Source organism: Streptomyces buecherae (assembly GCF_014295035.1).
GTDB lineage: Bacteria > Actinomycetota > Actinomycetes > Streptomycetales > Streptomycetaceae > Streptomyces > Streptomyces youssoufiensis.
Genome location: NZ_CP060404.1, coordinates 117,567 through 138,651, shown reverse-complemented (window position 1 = coordinate 138,651; position 21,085 = coordinate 117,567). Strand labels below are relative to the sequence as shown.

Here is a 21,085-nt window from a genome sequence, read left to right as displayed (position 1 = left end):
GTCACCACCCCGCGCCGGCGCTCCGAGCGCCGCGCGGGGTGGTACGTCGTACGGTGGCGGCGTCGCTCAGCGAGGTCACAGCTCCAGCACTCCCACCGTCTGGTCCCCGCTGGTCTCGCCGGTGGGACGGAAGCCGAGCCCCAGGTAGAAGGCCGCCGGTCCGTCCGCCCCGGGGTGCCAGGTGGTCGTCACGCGGGTGCCGCCGCGACGCCGGACCTCGGCGGCCACGGACTCCACCGCGAAGCGCCCGTACCCCCGCCCCTGCTGGTTGGCCGATATGTTGAGCCGCCAGAGCCCGGAGCGCAGGTCCGTGCCGTCGCCGGTCCAGTCCACGTCGAAGAAGCCCATGAGGAAGCCGACGGCCTCGTCCCCCGCGCAGATGAGCCGAGGCCAGGCGATGCCGGGATGGACGTACGCCTCGGCGAGGGACTTCACCACCGGGGCCACCAGACGCTCCTGGTCGGGGCGAACCCGCAGGCCGAGCGCGGCCTCGATGTTGTCCGGAGTGATCTCCCGCAGATGGGGTGAGCCAGCCATGGCCGCACCCTACGCGGGCGCGACGGGCGACTCCGAGGGCGACCCGTCGCGAACGGGCGGGCGCGGCGCGGGGGTCGGCTGCTCGGTGTGGGGGCGCGGGCCGGCTACGGTGCTCGGGTGCGACTGTTGCTGACCTCGGACACCCATCTGCCCCGCCGCGCCAAGGCGCTGCCGCCGCCGCTGCTCGCTGAGGTGGAACGGGCGGACGTCGTCATCCACGCGGGGGACTGGGTCGACGTCGCGACGCTCGACCTGTTGGAGGAGCGGGCCGAGCGGCTGATCGGCGTCTGGGGCAACAACGACGGGCCGGCGCTGCGGGAGCGGCTGCCCGAGGTGGCGTACGCGGAACTCGGCGGGTTGCGGTTCGGGGTGGTGCACGAGACCGGGCCGGCCCAGGGGCGCGAGCGCCGCTGCGCCGAGCGCTTTCCCGACCTCGACGTGCTGGTCTTCGGGCACAGCCACATCCCGTGGGACACCGTGAGTCCGGACGGTCGGCTGCGGTTGCTCAACCCGGGCTCACCGACCGATCGACGACGACAGCCGTACTGCACCTACCTGACGGCGACCGCGGCGGCGGGCCGGCTCACCGACGTGGAGCTGCACCGTCTCCCCAGGAACCGGTAGCACCGAGCGCGTGCCCGCGCCCGCCTCGGGTGGGCTGGCGCCCCCGCCACGGGTGTGTCGTGGCGGGGGCGCCGCTTGCCGCGGGCGAGACGGGATCAGCCGCTCACGGTGATCTGCGACCCGGGGTCGGTCACGTCGGTGACCAGGTAGGTCGCGTTGAACGTGGAGCTGGTGGAGCTGGTCGGGCAGCCGAACCCGCCCTCCACCTTGACCGGCACGGCCGCGTTGGTGAACGCCAGCCGGGAGGGTGCGCCGTTGGTCCACGCGCCGGAGATCGACGCCTCGGCGGTGGGCGCCGCGGTGACCGTGCACGTGGCCAGGCCGCTGGTCTTGAGGACGAAACCACTGGTCGGCATGGTGAGCTTGGCGCTCACCGCGTCCCCGTGCTGCACGGCGATGCCCCAGGACCCGGAGGTGGCGATGGTCGCGCTGACCCCGGGCATGCTGGTGGTGCAGGAGCTGTAGGTGGGCGGGTTGAGCGGTCCGCCGACCGGCCCGGCGGGGTTGGTGTTGTTGGGCGCGGCCGGCACCTGGTTGGCGGCGCCACTCGCCGGGTTCGTCGGCTGTGTGGTGGAGACCGCACAGGTGACCGTCACGGACCCGGCCTTGAAGGTGGCCTTGCCGGAGAGGGTGGCCTTGAAGTAGTGACCGGCCGGGGTCACCGTCGTCGGGCCCGCCGCGACGTCGGGGCGGGCGTTCGCCGTTCCGGCGAGCGAGAGGGCGGCGACGCTGGCGAGCCCGGCGCTCGCCGCGAGGACGGCGCGCAGAGACATGGATCGAGACATCGTGCGGCTCCTTGTGTGGGAGGAATCGATGACATCGTGCGTGTGCTGTGCACCACGAACCACGGCGCTGGGTACGGGAGTTGCGGGTTGGGGTGGGAGAACCGGCGACCGTGGTCGTGCGGGTGCGGGTGCGGGTGCGGGTGCGGGTGCGGGTGCGGGTGCGGGTGCGGGTGCGGGTGCGGGTGCGGTGCGCGTGATGCGCGGTGCGGCGGCGACGTGTCGCGTTACGGCGTCGACGGGTCGGTGGTCGGTCCCTGGGCGCCGGTCGCGCCGCCCGCCCCCGCCAGCCGGTCCGCTCCACGCGGAGGTGCGGCGTCCGCGTCGCGGCTGGCGGGAACGTCGTACGTACGGGGTGAGGTCGTCCCGTCGGGTTCGACGTCGGGTCCGGCATCGGGATCGCCGTCCGGCGCGACGTCGGGCTCGGCCGGCGGGTCCGACCGCGCCGCGGGCGGCAGGGGCTGCCACGCGAAGATGAGGCTGCCACCCACGACGCCGCCGATCGTGCCGACGAAGAACCCACCGAGGTTGGACAGGACCAGGGCGCCGGCCGCGACCAGCACGGCCAGCACGCCCGCGAGCCCGCGGTAGTAGGGCGCGAACCAGGCGCTGAGTCCCATCAGCACCAGGACGAGCCCCATCATGACGGACACCACGCCGGTGACGCCCTGGAGCACCATGACCTTGAGGGGCGCCAGCGGAATCGCGGCGATCTCCGCCCCCGCGCCGATGGTGATCAGTCCGCCCCAGAACGGCCGGCCCCTGCGCCACCTCCGGAAGGTCAGAAGCATTCCTTCTTGCCCTTGCTGATCTTCATGCTCAGCCCGTTGAGCTTGAAGGTGCCCGCGGTGGTGGCCCAGGCGACCGTGCGGAGCTTGGCGATGCGGATGTCGTCGGCCTGCTGGGAGAACGCGTCCTGCATGCCCTGCGCGCCGTCCGGCCCCTTGTCGAGCGTGGAGGCGTCGCGACCGATCTCGATGTTGTTGAAGCTCGCGTCTCCGGCGATGTCGGTGGCGTCCATGTACAGGTCCGTGGCCTGGACCGGCTTGGAGCCCGTGCCAGCCGACAGCTTGAGCGAGATCGACCCGACGATCGGCAGCTTGGTGACCACCGACTGGCACAGGTTGCTGATCTCGGCCTTCTTGATGGCCGTCACCGCCACCGGCAGCAGGTCGCCGCGCGCGTTGGTGTCCACGCTGCCGTACTGGGCGAAGCCGTCCCCCTTGAGGTCGTCGGCCGCCACCTTGAACTGCTGGCCGGAGACGGCGAAGGACGCGGCGAGCGCGCCGTTGGCCAGGGCGACGGCCAACGCGGCCGTCGTGGCGAACCCCGGCACCGACAGCACGGCGAATCTTCGCCATCTCACCCGGCCTACTACATGTCTTCCTTGCTCATCTCTCATGGCGATATATCCCTTTGAAGAGCAGGGCGGCGCGCACGGCGATGTGCGGGAGAGGAACGGGCTCGGGGTCCCCAGCGGCTCGGCCTGACGCCCCGCATGCATGACCCGTGCATGCCAACTTCTCTTTGGCTTACTAGAGAGTAAGTAAGCTCCGTCGCACTGACAAGACGCCGAGCGGCGCGCGTTTCCGCGAGTTTCACGGCCCCGCGACCGGCACCCCCGGCACGGCCACGTCAGCGACGAACGTCCCACGCGCGACGCGCCGTTGACGCCGGGCGGGCCCGACGCCGTCGGGCAGCGGCCGGCCCGGCCGCCCGGCGCGCGGACCCCGGAGCGGGCGCTGCCGCATCCGGCCCGGGGCCGGCGCGCGCCACACCCCGGCCGCCACGCCAGGTGCCACCTCGAGCCGGGCACCACGCGTGGACGCGGGTGGCGACGGCCACGCGCGCGGGCGGCGACGGCTACGCGGGCGCGGCTCAGCGCTTGGCGAAGGCGAGCACGGCGACGAGGGTGTGTGGCTGGCGGGTCGAGAGGTACAGGTACGGGGCGCGGTAGTCGGGCGCGGTGATCTCGATACGCAGCGCCGTCGGCACGTGGCTGCGCAGCAGCATCAGCGCGTGGGCGTCGGCCCGCCGGGTACGCCAGGCCAGCGCCTCCTCGGGGTCCAGGATCTCGGGCATGCCCAGCACGTCGATGGGTAGCCGGATCTTGCCCGCGGTGAGGGACCCGATGGTCACCTTGATGCGGGAGCGGCCGTACGCGTACGTCCCGGCCGCCGCCGCGCACGAGACCAGCAGCAGCGCGCCGAGCGCTGCCGGCACTCCGAAGGGGAGCAGCACCAACGCCAGAGCAAGGCCGGGCAACGGCACCCACAGCCACCAGGCGGGGGGCACGCTCAGCCGCTCGTCGTAAAGAGACATGAACCCAGAATGACAGTTCCGATCAGTTCGATGATCTCCGGGCCACGGGCGTGGCGTACGGGGACGGCGCTCGCGGCGCGCGCCACGGCGGCGTGCCGTGCGACCGCGACGTGCCGCGGCGCGGCTCGGGCGCATGATGGAGGGAGCGGGTCCCCATCCCCACCGGCGAGCGCGACAGCAATCCGACAGCACACGTGGAGGAAGCATGAGCGACGAGATGGCGGATGACGTGTACCAGCCCACGGGCGGCAACGAGGAGCAGGAGGACGCGGCGCCGCTGGACACGCAGAACGCGCTCGGCGGGCGGAGCTACGACGAGACCCTCGACGAGGGGTACTCGCCGCCCGAGAAACCGCTGGGCGTCAACAAGGTCGGCACGACGGCCGAGGAGCAGTACCACGGGGAGACCCTGGACGAGCGGCTGCGGCAGGAGGTCGCCGACGTCGGCGTCCCGGAGGGCGACGGCCGCGGTGACCTGGCCGGCGGCGACGGCGAGCTGATCGACGACGAGGTGGGCGACGACCGCGCGGGGCGCCTGCTGGCCCCCGACGAGGGCGCCCACCCCGACCGGACCAAGGACCTGACCGCCCGCGACGTGGGCATCGACGGCGGCGCGGCCGGGGCCGAGGAGGCCGCCGTGCACCTCGTGGAGCCGGAGGAGTACGCCGACGAGGACCCGGACGTCGATCCCCGGCCCTGAGCGCCCCGCGGCCCCCGTCCGTCACCCGTTTGCCGGAGTCCCGGCTCCTCGCCACGGACGCGCCGGCCCGGGCCGGCCGTACGACGCGCGCCGTGGCGGGGCCGGCCCGGCCGGCGCTGGCGTCAGCCTGTGGGCCGGCCGACACAGTGGTGGGAGGGCTGGCCCGACGCGCCGCAACCCTTCGGGCCGACGGGCCTCACGGAGAGTTCGGGAGGGCGGGTGTCGCGCGAAAGCGGCTGGGTCACCCCGACAGGCTGACTCAGTCGGAGGGTGTGATGCCCCAGGCCACGGCCCGGGCCGCGGCGGCGGCGCGGTTGGGGAGGTCGAGCTTGGCGAGGATGTGCTCGATGTGCGTGCCGACCGTGCGCGGGGTGACGTACAGCCGCTCGGCGATCTCCCGGTTGGTGCGGCCGGTGGTGAGGTGGGCCAGCACTTCGAGCTCCCGTGGCGAGAGGCCACCGGGGCGCCGCGGACGCGCCGCGCCCCGCTCCGACGGCTCGTCGGCGTGGGGGACGGCGACGGCAGCGGCCAGTGCCTCGGTGAGCAGGGTGACCGCGGCGCGCGCCGCGTCGGGCGCGGGCCGAGGCCGGCGGGTGCTCAGGTTGAGCATGCCGACGTAGCGACCGTCGGCGGCGAACAGGCACTGGGCCACGCCACCCGCGATGCCGAGCGGACGCAGCACCTCCCGGAAGCCCGGGGAGGCAGCCAGCAGGGGCCAGGGCACCTCCCCGAGCCACAGTCCGCCCCGGTTCGGGTCGCGCAGGACGGCGAAGACCGGGTCGCGGTGGAGGCGGGTCTCGATGTACGCCGTGGCGTCGGCCGGGTAGCAGCCGGCCAGGGTGGTGTGGCGTTCGCGGAGCGGGTCCCACCGGGCCAGCGACGCGTGGTCGTACTCCGCGACCTCCGACAGCGCCGCGAGCACCGCCTCGACACCGGTCGCGCCCCGCGCCGCGCTCCTGGCCGCCTGGCGTACCTGGACGGCCGCGTTCAGGATGTCCGCCGTGCTCCGCTCCGCTGCCACCCCGCAAGCATGATCACGCCCCCGGCGTCACGTCAATCGCCGAGGGTGTCGTGCACGACTCGCCCGTCCACCACGGTGAGGGTGACTGGGAGGTGGGGGATGTCGTGCGGGTCGACGGTGAGCAGGTCCCCGTCGAGCACGCACAGGTCGGCGACCTTGCCTGTCTCCAGGGAACCCTTCCAACCGTCGGCGAAGTCCTGCCAGGCGGCGTCGATGGTGTACGTACGGATCGCCTCGGCCAGGCTGATGCGCTGCTCCGGACCGCTGACCCGACCGGCGGCCTTCGACTCGCGCAACACCATGGTGGCGATGCCCTGGCGCCAGTCCGGGGCCGTGACGGGGGCGTCGGACCCGCTCGCGACCCGCACGCCGGCGTCGAGGGCCGCGCGGTAGGGCCACGCGTACGCGGCCCGCTCCGCGCCGACGAACTCCTCCTCCAGGTCGGCGACGGTCCACTTGATGGTCGGGTTCATGTTGACGCCGAAACCGTGCGCGGCCAGCACCCGCATGCTGTGGTCGGTGAGGAAGTCGCCGTGGATGAGGTAGTGCCGGGCGTCGGGCCGCGGGTGTTCGGCGACGGCCGCGGAGAAGGCGTCCGCGACGGTGTCGATGGCCCGGTCACCGGTGACGTGCACACCCACCTGGTGTCCGGCGGCGTGGGCGTGCCGAATCATGACGCCGAGTTCGGCGGCCCGCTCGTGGTCGGTGTCGCCACCGACGCACAGGGAGCCGCAGCCGCCGCCGACGTACGGCTCGTTCATCCAGGCCGTCTTGTTGGGGACGATGCCGTCGGCGAAGAGCTTGACCCCGTGGATCGCCAGGCGGCGCGGGTCGGCGGTACGCGGACCGTCGACGGCGGTGAGGTTGCGGGCGAACTCCTCGGCGGTGCTCGCCATTCCCGTGGGCAGCAGCAGGACGCCGACCCGGGCGGTGAGTTCGCCGTCAGCCAGCAGTTCGCGGTAGACGTCGAGGGTGAGTGCCCCGAGCGCGCCGCGCATGATGCCGTCCCCGCCGGGGCCGAGCCCGGGCTCGGTGTAGCTGGTCACGCCGAGGCGGGCGAGCGTGGCGAGGGTGGACCTGATGGCGTCGGCCCGCTCCTGCCGGCTGAGCGGCGGCAGCGCGTTCTGGACCAGGGCCTGGGCCCCCTCGTGGAGCAACCCGGTCGGCTCCCCGGCCTCGTCCACGACGATGGATCCGCCGGGCGGCGCGACGGTGTGCCGGTCGATGCCGATGAGTTCCAGTGCCCTGGAGTTGACCCAGGTGGCGTGCCCGGAGAAGGAGTACAGGACGACGGGGTGGTCGGGGCTGACGGCGTCGAGGTCGTGCCGCGACGGCAGCCGCGACGTGTCCCGCAGGCACTCGTCCAGGTACCCGGTGTCCCAGCCGTGCCCGGTGACCCACTGCCCGTCCGGCACCCGCCCGACGGCCTCGCCCACCGCCCGCGCCACCTCGGCGAGGGAGGCCACGGCGGGATGGCCCAGGTCCAGGGAGAGCGGCGGCGACGCTATGCCGAAGGCGCATCCGTGCAGGTGGGAATCGTTGATACCGGGAAGCAACGTCGCTCCCCGCAGGTCGATGACCCGGGTGTCGGGGCCGACGAGCGGCGTGACGTCATCGCGCCCACCCACGGCACTGATGGTCCCGCCGGTCACCGCCAGGGCCGAGACGACGGAGAACTCCGCGTCCACCGTGACCACCCGCCCACCGACGAACACCAGGTCCGCATACATGTCCACTGCAAGGTCCTCTCGGAAACCGGGCGCGCCACGGCCGCCCGCGAACGATCTCCCCGGACTCTGTCCGCCCCGCCACCCCTCGCGCATCGGTCATCCCACCGATGCGCGCTCCGCGCCGCGCGGAAGGCGGCCCCGCCACGCCCGTGCCCCGGCCCCCGCCCGCCTGAACAGCGGCGGCCCCGGAGGAACTGCCACCATCGTCGGATGAGCGATGACCCGCGCACCAACCCTTCCAAGGTGGCCGACGACCGTGCGTCGCTGACGGCGTTCCTCGACTACCAACGCGCCACGTTGGCCATGAAGTGCGCCGGCCTGACCGGTGCGCAACTGAGACAACGGGCGATTCCCACCTCGACACTGACCCTGCTGGGGCTGGTCCGGCACGCCGTCGAGGTCGAGCGGAGTTGGTTCCAGACGGTGCTGGGCGGGAAATCCCTGCCCGCCCTGTGGCCGCGCGTGAACGGCGCGTTCGGCGAATGGCAGGTAGTGGACGCCGACGTCGATGAGGCGTTTACCTTGTGGCGCGCGACTTGCGAGGACTCCCGCGCGATGGTGAACGCCTTCCCGACACTGGACGCCCGGGTGGAATTCCGGGGCGAGAGCATCTCGCCGCGCTATGTCCTCACCCACATGATGGAGGAATACGCGCGCCACAACGGCCACGCCGACCTCCTGCGGGAAGCCATCGACGGCGCGGTGGGGGAGTAGGCCCGGGTGCGCGGCGGCGTCGCGGGGTGGCCCGCTCGGGGCGCGCGGCCCCGCCGGCCCGGCTCCGGAGCGTGGCCGCGCTCGTCACGCGGGACCGCCACCGAAGCTCGCGCGCGGCCACCCACACCCACCCGCGACCACCCCAGCCCCCTACGGCGCACAGGGTGGCCCCTGGAGTGCGTACCGCTGGCCCTGCGCGTACGCCCCGCAGGCGGCGGCCGTGCGAGGGCCTCTGGGCGTGAGGCGCAGGACCACCAGGGTCTTGTCCCGGGGCGGGGCGTTGCTGCCGGAGGCGTAGGTGACCGAGCCGGTCGCCCCGTCGAAGGAGACGCCGGACCTGAGGGCGGTGGTGACCGCGCTCCTGCCCACGCTGTGGTCGGCCCGGGCCAGGTCGACCGCCTGGGACAGGACGTGCAGGGCGTCGTAGGTGACGGCCGCCTGGCCGTCGTCGCGCCACGGATCCCGGCCCCGCTCGCTCGCGACGAAGGCGTTGTAGGCGGCCACGAACTGCTGGGTCTTGCGGCTCGCCAGCGGGTCCGCGTCGGGCAGCCGGTGCGCCACGTAGTACAGCCGCAGCCAGCCCCTGCCCTCGAACTCGCCGGTCTGGGCCACGTTCGTCAGTTCGTTGCCGGCCAGTACGGTGACGGCGCGCTGGCCACAGGCGTTGCGCGCGTCCAACGCGTCCACGAAGGCCGCGAAGTCCCGGGTCCGGCCGGCCCAGTAGACCACCGTACGGCTGTCGGTACCCAGCACCTCGCACACCTTGTCGGCGAGGTCGCGTGGGCGCGAGTAGCCGAACACACCGGGATCGGAGCGGTCGAAGTCGCCCTCCTGGGAGAAGTTGACCAACTCCGCCACGCCGTCCGGACCGTCGCCCTCCGCGCCGCTGACGAAGTCCCCCTTGAACAGGCTGGCCAGGCTGCGGCTGTAGAGGTCGTCCGGGCTCTGCACCACGATCGCGCGCCGGGCCGGGACGCACCCGGCGCCGCTCGGCCGCGCCACCAGCCTCTTGGCGCGGGCGAAGGAGGCCACCACCCGCGCCTCGGTGCTGTTGACCGGCGTGAGGGGCCAGTAGTAGTCACCGACCTGCATCTCGTCGGCGGTCGCCGTCGTCCCCACGGCCGGGATACGCGCCCGCGCCAGGACGCGCAGGGCCTCGCGGGTCGAGTCGCGGCTCTGCGCGAAGCCCAAGACGCCCACGACCTCCCGGGCGCCCGTACGGTCGCCGGCCGCCACCTCCGCGGCCAGCTTCCGGGCCTCCTCGGCGGCGCGGACGAAGCCGCGCCCGGTGTTGCGCACCTCCACCCTCAACGGCACCCGCGAATCGTCCGAGAACGCCTCGCTGTTGAGCCGCTGCTGCCACAGGGTGATACCGCGCAGCTCCGGCACGATCCCGTCGAACAGCGTGCCCGCCGCGCTCTCCGGGCCGGCGGAGGCGAAGTAGACGATGGTGCGCACCGTCCGGCCGCGCGCGGCGAGTTCCTCCGCCCGCCGGTTCTCCGCTTCGATCGCCCGCAGCGCGGACCGGTACCACTCCGCGGGGTGCACCTCGCCGGGCGCGGCGCGGTTCGGCGCGGTGCTGTCCCCCGCCACACAGCCGGTCTCCGGGGCGGGTTCGAGCCAGGTGGCGCCGCCCGACACGCCGCCCAGGGTGACGGCCAGGGCCGTGGTGCCGGAGGCCAGCGCCGTCTGGGTGCGCCAGTGCAGCCGGTAGCGGCGCGGCGGCCGGCAGCGGATGGGCAGCCCGCGCCGTTCGAACGGCTCCTCCTGGAGGTCGACCAGGACCGGTCGGTCGGCGCCGAACCGGAGCGCCCGCCCCGCCTGGGCCGCGTCGAGGCGCTCCGGGTCGAGTTCGCCCACGAGCGCCTCCGAGAAGCGCCCCACGGCGACCACCAGCGGGCCGAGGGCGGGCGACTGGGCCTGAGCCCTGGCGTACACGCGCAGGAAGCGCTCCGCGGCCCGCGCTCCCGGCTCGTCCGGATGCGGTACGTGGACGAGCACCACCGGACGGGCCGTGCGCCGGCGCCGCTTGGGCAGCAGACCGCCCACCCGTGGCAGCGCGAGGTCGGCCAGCAGGGCCAGGGTCAGCAGTTGTTCCAGGACCGTGCGGGCGTCCTCGCGCTGCTGCTTGCCCTCCCGCAGCCGGAGCCGGCTGACCTGCCGGTCCGCGACCCCGTCCATCACCTGGAACAGGTCCTCCCGCCCCCGGGCGACGTTCAGCTCGGCACCGAGCCAGCCTCGTCGGTCGCCGGCGCGCCGACGCGAGCGCCGGATCAGTCTGCGCGTGACCCGGCGGGACCACCACCAGCGCGGCAGCGTGTGCGTGAAGGACAGCCAGAACGTGCGCAGCAGCCAGCCGCCGAACCCCGCGTTGTCCGGCACGCCCTTGCCACCCAACGCCCACAGCAGCTTCGGCAACCCACCCCGGTGCACCCGCCGCTCGTACGCGTGGTTCCGCAGGCCCACCGCGTCGTCGGGCACGGGTACGGACATGCCCGCCGGGCCCTGGGGCGCCGGCTCCGCGGCGGCGGCCTCCGTACGGGCCCCGGCCGATGGCCCGTCGGCGGGCGTCGACTCGGCGCGCGCCCGGATCGCGGTCACCAGGTCGAGCATGAGCGCGACGTCGGCGAACCGGTCCGGGGTCATCCGGGACGGGATACCGAAGGCGAGTTCCTGGCTCGCCTGCTCGGCGACGAGGTCGTCGTCGGCGGTGGGGTGTGCCACCGCGTGGGGGATGAGTTTCTCGCCTTGGCCCTCCAGCGGCGCCCGCAACGCCGCCACCACGCGCTTGACCTGCGCGCGGTAGGTCGCCACCGTGGCCGTGCCCTGTCGCCGCCCCGGCACCTGGAGCAACAGCAGCGGAAGCCCGATCGCCAACTGTCCTCGCCCGGCGGGAACGAGAGCCACCGGATATTCACGGGCGAATTCGTCGGCTCCCAGATCGTCGGGAAATGTCGAATCGGTCATGGCGTCCCCCCGAACCGAATGCGCCACTCGCAGTGACGGGAAACCAGGCTACACCCGGCGCTTCGGGACCCCTCCCCAGTAATGCGCGTGCCAGAACCACTGGGACCGCGAGTCGGGTTCTCCGTTGATTCAGGTGAGCAGAATGTGATTCCCGGTACGCCGCGAATTCTCGCCCCGCATTCCCTTATGCGGGAAAACCCTGTCTTTCCGGGCGGGCTGCTCGGGAGCGGGCGAGCGCCTTGCGTGGGCTCATCGGGTGGCGTGGGTGCTCTGATGTGAGGCGGGTGGCAGGCTTCTGGATCATGGAGTTCTCCGCACTTCAAGATCCGTAAAGGTTGCCGGGTCCGTCGTTTCGCCGTCCCGCTCTCTCCGGCGATGGGTGGCGCGCTCTCTCGTGTGACCGCCGGTGCGCGGTCGGGTTCTCCGGGGTCCCGGCCGGTCGGCCGGGGTGCTCGCCCGCCCGCCCGGGGCCCGACTGCCCGGCCGCGCTGGGCTCGTCCGGAGCCCGGCGTCGGGGGTGGGTGGCGGCCTGGGTGCCGCCGGCCGCGACGCCCGCGCCACCGCGGTCACGCCGGGCCCGCCGTGCCTCCGGCGTCAAGTGGCCGTGCGGTGAACGCCGTTGGGGGAGCGGCGCCAGGGGCGCCCGCCCACCCTCCGGAGGGGATGCGCGCGTCCGCCGAGAGGGCGGTGCGAGGAATGTCGGGGTCGCCGCCTTCCGGCCCTCCTCTCCGGTGGCCGGGGAGAGGTATGCCCTTATCGCAACCGTCGGCACTCTCAAACCTCGCGGCACTCCATAACCATGTAAATAATGCGTCCACTTAACGAGACGCTTAGTAGCGCCGGTGCGCGCGGATCTCCGAATCGGTCATTCCGGATTGATGTCCGATTTATTGCATTCACTCGGTTGGTTGGGGTTTATCCAATGGTTTTGCATTAATGGTCTTGACCAATGCCCAACGGGCTTGGCATGCTTCCAATGGCCGTAACCGGTAATGCGCTCTCGTAGAGCGAGGCGTTCCACCGGGTATGTGTCACATCTTGGCGCCGGTAGTTCACGTCATTTGTCTCGCGATACGAGAACGCATCAACCCTGGTTGTAGGGAAGCTCCAAACCCCGTATGGGGAGCTTTATCACCACCCATGGTGTGCCCTCACATTCCCCCCATGGTGCATGAAGGTCCGCAACATCAGTGCGGAGGGCGCTGCCTGCTTTCGTGCGTATTCCATGGGCTGTCAGAGAATAGGAGGTTTGCGTCAGACGTGCCAGGAAACCTGATAAAACAGAAAGCCGCATCCGTCGCATACGCGCCCGAGCGCGAATCCTCGGGCCGCACCGTTGATCTGTGGGCCCGCGTGGCCCTGCCCGCGGCGTTACCCGAGCCGCCCGCCGGACCCGTGGTCGCGCCCGGCCTCCGCCTCGCGCTGTCCCTGCTGGACGAGGGCGTGCTGACCAGCCGCGCCAACCGGTCCTGCGGGTCGTACGCCGCGCGGGCGGTGCCGTCGGCCGGGGCCGTGTACCCGTACGAATTCGCCGTCCTCGCCCTGGAGGACGGCCAGCCGACGGCGTTTCGCATCGACGCCGATCGCCGCACCTGCGCCCGACTGGCCGTCGGGCCCCGCGTCGCCGCCGCCCTCACCGCGTCCCTGTTGGCCATTCCGGAAGACGGCGGAGCGCTCGTGGTCACGCTCACCCGCCCCTGGCTTTCGATGCGCAAGTACGGCGACCGCGGCTATCTCTACACCCAGCTCGACGCGGGACACGCGGCCGGGAACCTCATGCTGGCCGTCGCCGGCCGTGGCGCCACGGGGGCGCTACGGCTGCGCTTCCCACGGGAATCCCTGTCAGAATTGCTGGAGGCCGGCGAGAATTGCCGGGAAATTCACTCCGCCGTCCAGGTGCCGGCCAGTTCGACAGGCGAGTCGTGGGCCCGCTGGACCGTGCACGACGACACCGACCGGGAGCGGCGCGGGGCCACCTGGCGATCGTGGCTGGAAGGCGCCTGCTGGGACTCGCTCGCCGGCTGGTCCGCCACCTCCGGCTCACCCTTCCTGCCGGCCGCGCCTGCGCCGCTCGCCCACGTGCACGCCAACCGCCAAATCGGCTCCGCAGGCGCGGGGTTGGGAGACCCGTCCGGCTGGCCGGAGCTGATCGGGACGCGCGTGTCCAGCAAGGCGTTCACGGGCGAACCCGTTCCCGCCGCCGCCGTCTGGAAGGCGGTCGCGGCCCTGTGCACACCGCTGGAGACCGACCTCCCCGCCGCCTCGCCCCTGGCCGCCACCCTGGTCCTGCGCTCGACCACCGAGCCCGCACAGGACGCGGTCTACCGCCTGCGCACCGGCGAACGGCAACCGGTGCCACTGCCGTCCACCGACGAGGTGGCCCGTGCCTGCATGCAGCAGCGCCCCCTCGCCGGGGCCGCCGCCATCGTGCTGCTGCACGTGCCGCGCGCCTCGCTCGCCGGGGCCGGCTCGGCCGGCGACGCCGAGAGCCTGCGCGAACTCGCCTTCCGCTGCGGCGCGTTAGGTCAACTCCTCTACCTGGGGGCGAACCGCGCGGGCATCGGGGTGACCGCCATCGGCGGCTTCGACTCGCCGCTGTGGCGCACGCTGGCAGGGCTGCCGGAGGGTGACGAGACCCTGTACGCCCTGCTGCTCGGCCGCCCGGACGACTCGGGCATCAAGTTCGACCGGCTTGCCATGGCGCACGCCCAGAACGAGCGGTGAGCCCGATGCGCGCTGTCCTCCCCGACCTCTTCACCGACGTGCTCACCCGACACGGCGAGCGCCTCGCGGTCAGCGACGCGGCCGGTTCGCTCGGGTACGCCGAACTCCTCCAGCGAGCCCGCGCCGCGTCGGACACCCTGGCCCGCCACGAGGTGCCGGGCGAACGGCCGCGGGTGGCCCTGTACGCCACCAACTCCGTGGACTACGTCGTCAGTTACCTGGCCACGCTGTTCGCCGGCGGGGTGCCCTTCCTGGTCGACTCGGCCTTCAGCCCGTTCGACCTCTCCCGCATCGCCGAGGACTGCGGGCTGGACCTGCTGGTCCACGCCCCGGGCGCCGAGGTGCACGCCATCGCGGACGAGGTCCACGCGGCGGGCGGCGAGTTCGGCGTCCTCGCCGTCAGCCGGGTAAGGCCGTTCGACCCACCCCGCCCGCACCTGTTGGACGCCACCGAGGTGTGCCGCTTCACCTCCGGCTCCACCGGCCGGCCCAACTGCATCGAGTTCTCCGGCGCGGCCGTCTCGGCCGCGGCTGCCAACTGGGCCAAGGGCACCGGGCTCTCGGCGGACGACCGCATCGCCTGCTTCGCCGCGCTCTCCAACGGGCTGGCCTTCAACACCTCCCTGCTCGCCGCCTTCCTGCCCGGCGCGTCCCTGCACCTGTCGAGCGGGCTGCCCACCGCCACCCGCGTGGTGCGGCTCCTGGAGAGCACCGAAGCCACCCGCCTCGTGGCGTTCCCGGCGCTCTACGAGTCGATCGTGCGACGCGCCCCGAAGGAAGGGTTCGCCGCCGTCCGGACCGCCATCTCGTCCGGCGCCCCCCTGCGCGAGACGGTGCGCGAGGAGTTCACCCGGCTCACCGGCGTGCCGATCCACAACTACTACGGCGTCGCCGAGGCCGGACCCCTGACGTACGCCGCCGAAGGGGCCGGCAGCGGGCTCGGCGCCCCCCTGCCCGGTGTGCGTCTGCTCGCCACGGAGCAGGGCATCCGGGTGCGGAGCGAGTCGATGGGCTCGCGCTACCTCAACGCCCCCGGCGTGTTCGAGGAGCGCGTCGACGCCGAGGGCTACTACCACACCGGTGACCAGGGCCACCTGCGCGACGGCGTGCTCCACCTGACCGGGCGCACCAGCCGGCTGGTCAACGTGGGCGGGCGCAAGATCGACCCGATCGAGATCGCGGACGTGCTGCGCACGGCCCCGGGAGTGCTGGACGCGGTCGCCTTCGAGGCCGACAACCAACACGGCGATCCCACCCTGGCCGCCGTCGTCGCCGTCGAGGCCGGCGTCAGCGCGCAGTCCCTGCGCACCCACTGCGCGGCGACACTCCCGTCGTTCAAGGTGCCCGGCATCCTCCGCCTGGTGGACCGGATTCCGGCGAACTCGATCGGCAAGCCGTCCATCGAACGCCTGCGGCGCCTGCTCAGCGAGCCCCAGAGCACCAGCGACCCCCAGAGCAACTGACCCTCTTCGAGACACAGGACTCCCCATGGACAGCAGCGCACTCCGTACCAAGATCCTCGACCTGGCCATCGCGGCGGGCGACGGCAGCGTCACGGCCGACGAACTCGCCGGCGCCAACTACTCGCTGCGCGACGTCGGCTACTCCTCGCTCTCCTACATGCGCCTGATCGACAGCATCGAGAACGAGGTCGGCGTCTACCTGGACCCGGAGGCCCCCACCGAGCACTACGAGACCATCGACTCCGTCACGGCCCTGGTGGTCGCCAGCGGAATAGGTGCCGATGCCTGAGGCGCCGACCAGCGGCGGCCCGACGATCGGGATCGTCGGCCTCGGGCGCCTCGGTTCGGCGGTGCGGGCGGCCTGCCAGGCGAGCGGGACGCAGGTCACCCTCACCGCCTCCCGCCGCGGCGGCTGGTCCGTCGACACCGTCCCCGACGTGCTCGTCGACACCAGCGCGCCCGAGGCACACCCCGCCGTCCTCGACTACTGCGCCACACACCGGCTGCCGCTGGTCGCCTGCGTCTCCAACCTGTCGGACACCCAGTGGAAGGCGTTGGAAGAGTTGGCGGAAGGGGTGCCGGTGGTCCGCGCCACCAACCTCTCCTTCGCCCACTACCTCCAGGTGCGCATCGCCGAGTTCACCGCCGCCCACGCCACCGGCCGGTTCGACGCGACCACCACCGTCCGCGAACGGCACCCGCTCGGCAAGGCACACCGCCCGAGCGCCACCGCGCTGGCGCTGGCGGACACCTGGCACCGGGCGAGCGGCCGGGCGGTGGCCGACATCGCCGACGAGCGGGCCGGGCTGCCGGTCAGCGAACACGAGGTGACCCACACCTGGGACGGCGAGGCACTGCACGTGCGTCACCACGTCGGCAGTTGGGCGGTGCCGGCCCGTGGCGCGCTGGCAGCCGCCGAGTGGGCCCGTACCGCGGCACCCGGACTGGTCACCATGCGGACCGTCTACGACGACCTGACTGTGAGGAGAGTGACATGAGTACCGACGAAGCGCAGCCGCTGAACCCGGCCGAGCGCCGGCTCGTGCTCCAGGTGGCGATCGGCGCCCGGATGCTGTCCCTCGACGGGCACGACGACTTCAACCAGGGCCAGATCTCCGCCCGGATACCCGGCCGCGACGAGTTCTTCATCAAGGGCGCGCTGGTCGGCTTCGACGAGGCGACCCCGGCGGACGTGGTCCGCTGCTCGGTGGACCACACCCTGCCCGCGCCGTCGCTCGCGCCGCCGGAGCTGCCGCTGCACCAGGCCATCTACCGGGCCCGCCCGGACGTCAACGGCATCGTGCACAGCCACGCCCCGCACACCCTGCTGTTCGGCGCCACCGACCTGCCGATGCGCCCGATCTCGCACGACGGCGCCTACTTCCGCGACCGGATCGGCCTGTTCACCGAGACCAGCAACACCGTGCTGGACATCGAGACCGGCGAGCACATCGCCAAGGACCTCGGCGAGCACCCGGCCGTCCTGCTGCGCAACCACGGCGGCGTCATCGTCGGCAAGAGCGTGCGGCACGCCGCCGTCTTCGCCCAGGTCCTGGAGCGGGCCTGCCGGCTCCAGCTCATGGCCGAGGGCACCGGCGTCCCGTACACCTGGTCCACCGACCAGGACGTGGCGGCCAAGCAGGACTTCATCTACGCCGACCTCTCCGTCCGCTCGTACTGGGACTACGCCGTCCGCCGGGTGGAGAGGAACTGGCCGCAGGCCGCCGAGTGGGGACGCGGCTGACCGCGCCCACCGCGCGGTCAGCGCACCGGAACACCCCTCGCCACCCAGCCCCACCGCACTCACGGAGGTCGTCCGATGAAGGTCCAGCGCATCCTGCCCACGGAGGAGGCGGCCGAGCTGCTCGGCCTGGTCCGCGAGATCGCGACCGGCGAACTCGCGCCCCGGGTCGCCCAGTTCGAGGCGGACCACGAGTTCCCCCGGGAGGTCGTGCGCACCCTGGGCAAGGCCGGGCTGCTGAGCCTGCCCTACCCCGAGGAGTACGGCGGCGGTGGCCAGCCGTACGAGGTCTACCTCCAGGCGCTGGAGGAGATCGCCTACCACTGGTTCGCGGTGGCCGAGGCCGTCAACGTGCACAACCTGGCCTGCTTCGGGACCGCCACCTACGGCACCCCGGCCCAGCGCGAGGAGTTGCTGCCGGGCATGCTGGGTGGCGAACTCCTCGGCGCGTACTGCCTCTCCGAGGCGGAGGCCGGCTCGGACGCGGCCTCGTTGACCACCCGCGCGGTGCGCGAGGGCGACGACTACCGCATCACGGGCACCAAGTCCTGGGTCACCCACGCCGGCCACGCCGACTTCTACAACGTGTTCAGCCGCACCGGCGGGCCCGGCGCCCGCGGGCTGTCCTGCCTGGTGGTCCCCAGCGGCACGCCGGGCATGGTGGTGCACGAGCCGGAGCGCAAACTGGGTGTCTGGTCCAACCCCACCGCGCAGGTCGGCTTCGAGGACGCCCGGGTGCCGGCCGAGCGGCTGATCGGCCGCGAGGGCAAGGGCTTCCTGATCGCCATGGGCGCCCTCGACTGCGGCCGGCTCGGCATCGCCGCCTGCGCGGTCGGCATCGCCCAGGCCGCCGCCGACTACGCGGTGCGGTACGCGAAGGAACGCCGTCAGTTCGGCCAGCGGATCATCTCCTTCCAGGGCGTCGGCTTCCTGCTGGCCGACATGGCCACCCAGATCGCCGCGGCCCGTGCGCTCACCCTGGCAGCCGCCCGGCTCAAGGACGCCGGCCTGCCGTACTCGCTGGAGGCGGCGAAGGCCAAGCTGTTCGCCACCGACATGGCGATGAAGGTGACCACCGACGCGGTGCAGGTGCTCGGCGGCGCCGGCTACGTCGCCGACCACCCGGTCGAGCGCTGGATGCGTGAGGCCAAGCTGTTGCAGATCGTCGAGGGCACCAACCAGATCCAACGCCTGGTCATCTCACAGGGACTGGACTAGCCAATCCGCCGCGGCAGCAGGGTGAATCGCCGCGGGCGTCGTACGAGGCAACCGAAGGGAAAGTGGGGAACACGATGACCACGGTCGAGGAGCGGACCATCACACTGGAGTCCGCGCGGGCGGGGACGGGCCCGGCCACCTGGGGGCAGCGGGCGATCTGGGGGGTCGTCACCCGGCTCGGCGACGACGCCCCCCGGTACAACCTGCGGCTCGACCTCCCCCTCAACCCGCCGCGCCCCGCCGCCCGGGTCCTCGCGGACCTGACGGAGCTGCTGCGGATGCACGACAGCCTGCACACCAGGCTGCTGCCCGACGGCGCGGACGGCCTGGAACAGGTCGTGGACGGGGCCGGCGAACTGCCCATGGCGGTGCGGACGTGCCAGGTGGAGCAGGCGCCCGCGGTCGGTGCGGCGCTGATGGAGGAGTTGGCTGGACGCTCCTTCGACCACGCGCGGGAGTGGCCGTTCCGGGTCGGCCTCGTGGAGTGCGAGAACCAGGTCCACCGGCTCGTACTGGCGGCCTCGCACACCGCGATGGACCTGTGGGGCGAGGGGCGCATGCTGCGCGACCTGGAGCTGATCTCGGCGGGCGAGACCGCCGAGGCCCTGCTCAAGGCCCGCCCCGCGCTCCAGCCGCTGGAGGCCGCGGCACACCAGACGTCCGCGCTCGGCCGGCGCAAGGACGCGGGAGCCCGACGTTACTGGTGCGAGCGCCTGGCCGCCGGCCCCCGACGAATCTTCCGTAACCCCGCGGCGCCGGAACTGGCGGAGACCGAACCCGGCCGGCTGTTCCCCAACGCGCTGCTGCGCTCGCCCGCGCTGGCGGTCGCCGCCGAGCGGGTCGCGACGGAGCTGGGCGTGAGCGACGCCGCCGTGCTGCTGGGAGCGGCATCCCACCAGTTGGCCAGGATGTCCGGGAGCAGCGACGTGCTGTTCCAGGTGGTGGTGAGCAACCGCTTCCAGCCGGCCGCCGCCGAGTCGGTCAGCACGATGGCACAGGAGGCCGTGTTCCTGCTGACCGACGCGGACAAGGACTTCGAGGAGGCGGTACGGCGGACGCGGTCCGTCTCGTTCAGCGCGTTCCGGCACGCCGGGTACGACAAGTGGGCGCTGGACCGCGAGGTGGCGCGACTGGTCGAGCGGGGCGAGGCGGCCGACCACTCGTGCTGGTGGAACGACACCCGGGACCCGAGCGACGGGCCGTTCGACACGGTGGAACACCCGTCGGCCCCGCCGCGCGAACTGCTCGACCAGACCGAACTGACCTGGCCGACCGAGTTCCTGCCCCGGGCGAACGTCTCGATCGCCGTGGACGCGCTGACCGCCCCCGGCGCCCTGGAACTCGCCATGACCGCCGACCCGGCGGTCATCTCCCGCGAGGGCATGGAACGCTTCCTGCGCGGGGTCGAGGAACTGGTGGTCGCCAAGGCGACAGCGCGGGGTGAGGGATGAGCACGCGGTACGCGGGGATCGCCTGGACGGGCACGGGGTACCAGGTCGAGGTCCTGGACGGGGCCGGGCAGCGGGTGGTGGAGCCGAGCGACTGGGGAGCCGCCCAGGTCGCGCGGCTCATGGCCTGGCTGACGGAACTGGGCGAGGAAGCGCCCGTGGCCGTGGTCCTGGAGAGCACCAACGGCCTGCTCGACGGGCCCATGACGGCGGCCGGCCTCGACGTCTACCGCGCCGACCCCTGGCTGCTCCCGGCCCGGCCGCCGTTCGGCTCCGTCACGGCCGGCGAACTGGCCGAGCGGGCGCGCAGCGCACCCGACGCGCTGGCCCGGGTGACCGCGGAGGGCGGCAGCCTGACCGGCCGCGCCGAGGAGTACGACGACGGCGTGCGGCGCAGCGAGCCGACGCGGGCGGCGCTGGTGGCCTCCGGACGCTGCGTCGAGCACGGCCGCCGGGACGCCCCACGGGTCGCGCTCACCTTCGACGACGGCCCCGACCCGGTCTACACCCGCCAGGTCCTGGAGATCCTGGCCCGCTATGACGCCCGGGCGACCTTCTTCTGCGTGGGGCACCACGTCGCGGCGCTGCCCGACGAGGTGCGCCGCATCGCCGCGGCCGGCCACGAGGTGGGCAACCACTCCTGGTCGCACCCCTTCCTCCCGGACCTCACACCGGACCAACTGCGCGAGCAACTCGACCGGACGGCGACCGAGGTGGCCCGGGTGACCGGCGAGGCCCCCACCCGCTTCCGACCCCCGTACGGCGGCCTCAGCCCCGAGGTGCTGGCCACCCTGGCCGACCACCCGACCACCCTCACGCTGTGGGACGTGGACTCCCGCGACTGGTCCAGGCCCGGGCCGGAGCGGATCGCCGCGTCCGTCCTGGCGACCGCCCGGCCGGGCTCGGTGGTGCTCATGCACGAGGGCGCCGGCGACCGCAGCCAGACCGTACGGGCCCTTCCGTCGATCATCGAGGGCCTGCTGGAGCGCGGCCTGGAACCGGTCACCCTGCACGACCTGCTCGCACCGCCCACCCAGGCCGAGGCCAGCCGCCCGTCGGCGGCCGCCGGCGCCTGACGTACGGCGACCACGCCC

Annotated in this window: 20 protein-coding genes; 12 read left to right on the top strand and 8 right to left on the bottom strand. The window is 73.0% G+C overall.

The window, feature by feature from the left end; translation table 11 throughout:
• Positions 1-75: 75 nt before the first annotated feature.
• On the bottom strand, positions 76-537 hold the full coding sequence (locus tag H7H31_RS00595) for a GNAT family N-acetyltransferase (RefSeq protein WP_187064421.1): 462 nt from the start codon (positions 535-537) through the stop codon (positions 76-78).
• A gap of 117 nt (positions 538-654) precedes the next feature.
• On the opposite strand from H7H31_RS00595, the gene H7H31_RS00590 reads away from it, so the two are divergent.
• Positions 655-1,161 carry a metallophosphoesterase family protein gene (locus H7H31_RS00590; protein WP_187064420.1) on the top strand — a complete coding sequence of 169 codons (507 nt, stop codon included), beginning with the start codon at positions 655-657 and terminating at the stop codon, positions 1,159-1,161.
• A gap of 95 nt (positions 1,162-1,256) precedes the next feature.
• Here the strand turns inward: H7H31_RS00590 and H7H31_RS00585 are convergent, their stop codons facing one another.
• Positions 1,257-1,946, bottom strand: coding sequence for a hypothetical protein (locus H7H31_RS00585; RefSeq protein WP_187064419.1), 690 nt, complete (start codon positions 1,944-1,946; stop codon positions 1,257-1,259).
• 47 nt (positions 1,947-1,993) lie between these two features.
• Here H7H31_RS00585 and H7H31_RS00580 point away from each other — a divergent pair, with 47 nt between their 5' ends.
• Positions 1,994-2,143 (top strand): hypothetical protein, encoded by a 150-nt coding sequence (locus H7H31_RS00580; RefSeq protein ID WP_187064418.1) that lies wholly within the window; start codon positions 1,994-1,996, stop codon positions 2,141-2,143.
• Positions 2,144-2,170: 27 nt separating this feature from the next.
• Here H7H31_RS00580 and H7H31_RS33550 read toward each other — a convergent pair whose 3' ends face one another.
• The 3 genes from H7H31_RS33550 to H7H31_RS00565 all read right to left on the bottom strand — a co-directional run bounded on the left by H7H31_RS33550 (position 2,171) and on the right by H7H31_RS00565 (position 4,265).
• On the bottom strand, positions 2,171-2,734 hold the full coding sequence (locus tag H7H31_RS33550; protein WP_222625495.1) for a DUF6114 domain-containing protein: 564 nt from the start codon (positions 2,732-2,734) through the stop codon (positions 2,171-2,173).
• Positions 2,725-3,345, bottom strand: a complete 621-nt coding sequence (locus H7H31_RS00570) for a DUF6230 family protein (RefSeq protein WP_187064417.1) — start codon at positions 3,343-3,345, stop codon at positions 2,725-2,727. Before H7H31_RS00570 ends, H7H31_RS33550 begins: the two co-directional genes overlap by 10 nt.
• Before the next feature lie 476 nt (positions 3,346-3,821).
• Positions 3,822-4,265, bottom strand: a complete 444-nt coding sequence (locus tag H7H31_RS00565; RefSeq protein WP_176165673.1) for a DUF3093 domain-containing protein — start codon at positions 4,263-4,265, stop codon at positions 3,822-3,824.
• Positions 4,266-4,470: 205 nt separating this feature from the next.
• On the opposite strand from H7H31_RS00565, the gene H7H31_RS00560 reads away from it, so the two are divergent.
• Positions 4,471-4,965 (top strand): DUF5709 domain-containing protein, encoded by a 495-nt coding sequence (locus tag H7H31_RS00560; protein ID WP_187064416.1) that lies wholly within the window; start codon positions 4,471-4,473, stop codon positions 4,963-4,965.
• A gap of 259 nt (positions 4,966-5,224) precedes the next feature.
• On the opposite strand, the gene H7H31_RS00555 is transcribed toward H7H31_RS00560, so the two are convergent.
• Both H7H31_RS00555 and H7H31_RS00550 read right to left on the bottom strand, forming a co-directional pair.
• Positions 5,225-5,986 carry a helix-turn-helix transcriptional regulator gene (locus tag H7H31_RS00555; RefSeq protein ID WP_187064415.1) on the bottom strand — a complete coding sequence of 254 codons (762 nt, stop codon included), beginning with the start codon at positions 5,984-5,986 and terminating at the stop codon, positions 5,225-5,227.
• Between the two features lie 32 nt (positions 5,987-6,018).
• Positions 6,019-7,716, bottom strand: a complete 1,698-nt coding sequence (locus H7H31_RS00550; RefSeq protein ID WP_187064427.1) for an amidohydrolase — start codon at positions 7,714-7,716, stop codon at positions 6,019-6,021.
• A 210-nt stretch (positions 7,717-7,926) separates the two neighbouring features.
• Between H7H31_RS00550 and H7H31_RS00545 the strand changes: the two genes are divergently transcribed.
• On the top strand, positions 7,927-8,430 hold the full coding sequence (locus H7H31_RS00545) for a DinB family protein (protein WP_187064414.1): 504 nt from the start codon (positions 7,927-7,929) through the stop codon (positions 8,428-8,430).
• Between the two features lie 150 nt (positions 8,431-8,580).
• On the opposite strand, the gene H7H31_RS00540 is transcribed toward H7H31_RS00545, so the two are convergent.
• Entirely contained in the window at positions 8,581-11,397 is a 2,817-nt protein-coding gene (locus tag H7H31_RS00540) for a type 1 periplasmic-binding domain-containing protein (RefSeq protein WP_187064413.1), read from the bottom strand.
• Positions 11,398-12,750: 1,353 nt separating this feature from the next.
• On the opposite strand from H7H31_RS00540, the gene H7H31_RS00535 reads away from it, so the two are divergent.
• The 8 genes from H7H31_RS00535 (at position 12,751) to H7H31_RS00500 (ending at position 21,067) form a co-directional block, all read left to right on the top strand.
• Positions 12,751-14,121 carry a nitroreductase family protein gene (locus H7H31_RS00535; protein WP_187064412.1) on the top strand — a complete coding sequence of 457 codons (1,371 nt, stop codon included), beginning with the start codon at positions 12,751-12,753 and terminating at the stop codon, positions 14,119-14,121.
• Between the two features lie 5 nt (positions 14,122-14,126).
• Positions 14,127-15,584: a class I adenylate-forming enzyme family protein gene (locus H7H31_RS00530; protein WP_187064411.1), complete on the top strand. Its 1,458-nt coding sequence runs from the start codon at positions 14,127-14,129 to the stop codon at positions 15,582-15,584.
• Positions 15,585-15,609: 25 nt separating this feature from the next.
• Entirely contained in the window at positions 15,610-15,873 is a 264-nt protein-coding gene (locus tag H7H31_RS00525; protein ID WP_176165680.1) for a phosphopantetheine-binding protein, read from the top strand.
• Complete coding sequence (locus H7H31_RS00520) at positions 15,866-16,582, top strand: dihydrodipicolinate reductase C-terminal domain-containing protein (protein WP_187064410.1); 717 nt, start codon at positions 15,866-15,868, stop codon at positions 16,580-16,582. Before H7H31_RS00525 ends, H7H31_RS00520 begins: the two co-directional genes overlap by 8 nt.
• Positions 16,579-17,328 (top strand): class II aldolase/adducin family protein, encoded by a 750-nt coding sequence (locus H7H31_RS00515; RefSeq protein ID WP_187064409.1) that lies wholly within the window; start codon positions 16,579-16,581, stop codon positions 17,326-17,328. Before H7H31_RS00520 ends, H7H31_RS00515 begins: the two co-directional genes overlap by 4 nt.
• Positions 17,329-17,403: 75 nt before the next feature.
• Complete coding sequence (locus tag H7H31_RS00510; RefSeq protein WP_187064408.1) at positions 17,404-18,543, top strand: acyl-CoA dehydrogenase family protein; 1,140 nt, start codon at positions 17,404-17,406, stop codon at positions 18,541-18,543.
• A gap of 74 nt (positions 18,544-18,617) precedes the next feature.
• A complete protein-coding gene (locus H7H31_RS00505) occupies positions 18,618-19,994 on the top strand; it encodes a condensation domain-containing protein (protein ID WP_187064407.1) in 1,377 nt (458 codons plus the stop codon).
• Positions 19,991-21,067 carry a polysaccharide deacetylase family protein gene (locus tag H7H31_RS00500; RefSeq protein WP_187064406.1) on the top strand — a complete coding sequence of 359 codons (1,077 nt, stop codon included), beginning with the start codon at positions 19,991-19,993 and terminating at the stop codon, positions 21,065-21,067. Before H7H31_RS00505 ends, H7H31_RS00500 begins: the two co-directional genes overlap by 4 nt.
• Positions 21,068-21,085: the final 18 nt, after the last annotated feature.

What these genes read in the sequence shown, in the direction of transcription:
- H7H31_RS00595 (WP_187064421.1), bottom strand. Translation starts at nt 537, where the DNA reads ATGGCTGGCTCACCCCATCTGCGGGAGATCACTCCGGACAACATCGAG.
- H7H31_RS00585 (WP_187064419.1), bottom strand. Translation starts at nt 1,946, where the DNA reads ATGTCTCGATCCATGTCTCTGCGCGCCGTCCTCGCGGCGAGCGCCGGG.
- H7H31_RS33550 (WP_222625495.1), bottom strand. Translation starts at nt 2,734, where the DNA reads ATGCTTCTGACCTTCCGGAGGTGGCGCAGGGGCCGGCCGTTCTGGGGC.
- H7H31_RS00570 (WP_187064417.1), bottom strand. Translation starts at nt 3,345, where the DNA reads ATGAGAGATGAGCAAGGAAGACATGTAGTAGGCCGGGTGAGATGGCGA.
- H7H31_RS00565 (WP_176165673.1), bottom strand. Translation starts at nt 4,265, where the DNA reads ATGTCTCTTTACGACGAGCGGCTGAGCGTGCCCCCCGCCTGGTGGCTG.
- H7H31_RS00560 (WP_187064416.1), top strand. Translation starts at nt 4,471, where the DNA reads ATGAGCGACGAGATGGCGGATGACGTGTACCAGCCCACGGGCGGCAAC.
- H7H31_RS00550 (WP_187064427.1), bottom strand. Translation starts at nt 7,716, where the DNA reads ATGTATGCGGACCTGGTGTTCGTCGGTGGGCGGGTGGTCACGGTGGAC.
- H7H31_RS00545 (WP_187064414.1), top strand. Translation starts at nt 7,927, where the DNA reads ATGAGCGATGACCCGCGCACCAACCCTTCCAAGGTGGCCGACGACCGT.
- H7H31_RS00540 (WP_187064413.1), bottom strand. Translation starts at nt 11,397, where the DNA reads ATGACCGATTCGACATTTCCCGACGATCTGGGAGCCGACGAATTCGCC.
- H7H31_RS00530 (WP_187064411.1), top strand. Translation starts at nt 14,127, where the DNA reads ATGCGCGCTGTCCTCCCCGACCTCTTCACCGACGTGCTCACCCGACAC.
- H7H31_RS00525 (WP_176165680.1), top strand. Translation starts at nt 15,610, where the DNA reads ATGGACAGCAGCGCACTCCGTACCAAGATCCTCGACCTGGCCATCGCG.
- H7H31_RS00520 (WP_187064410.1), top strand. Translation starts at nt 15,866, where the DNA reads ATGCCTGAGGCGCCGACCAGCGGCGGCCCGACGATCGGGATCGTCGGC.
- H7H31_RS00515 (WP_187064409.1), top strand. Translation starts at nt 16,579, where the DNA reads ATGAGTACCGACGAAGCGCAGCCGCTGAACCCGGCCGAGCGCCGGCTC.
- H7H31_RS00510 (WP_187064408.1), top strand. Translation starts at nt 17,404, where the DNA reads ATGAAGGTCCAGCGCATCCTGCCCACGGAGGAGGCGGCCGAGCTGCTC.
- H7H31_RS00505 (WP_187064407.1), top strand. Translation starts at nt 18,618, where the DNA reads ATGACCACGGTCGAGGAGCGGACCATCACACTGGAGTCCGCGCGGGCG.
- H7H31_RS00500 (WP_187064406.1), top strand. Translation starts at nt 19,991, where the DNA reads ATGAGCACGCGGTACGCGGGGATCGCCTGGACGGGCACGGGGTACCAG.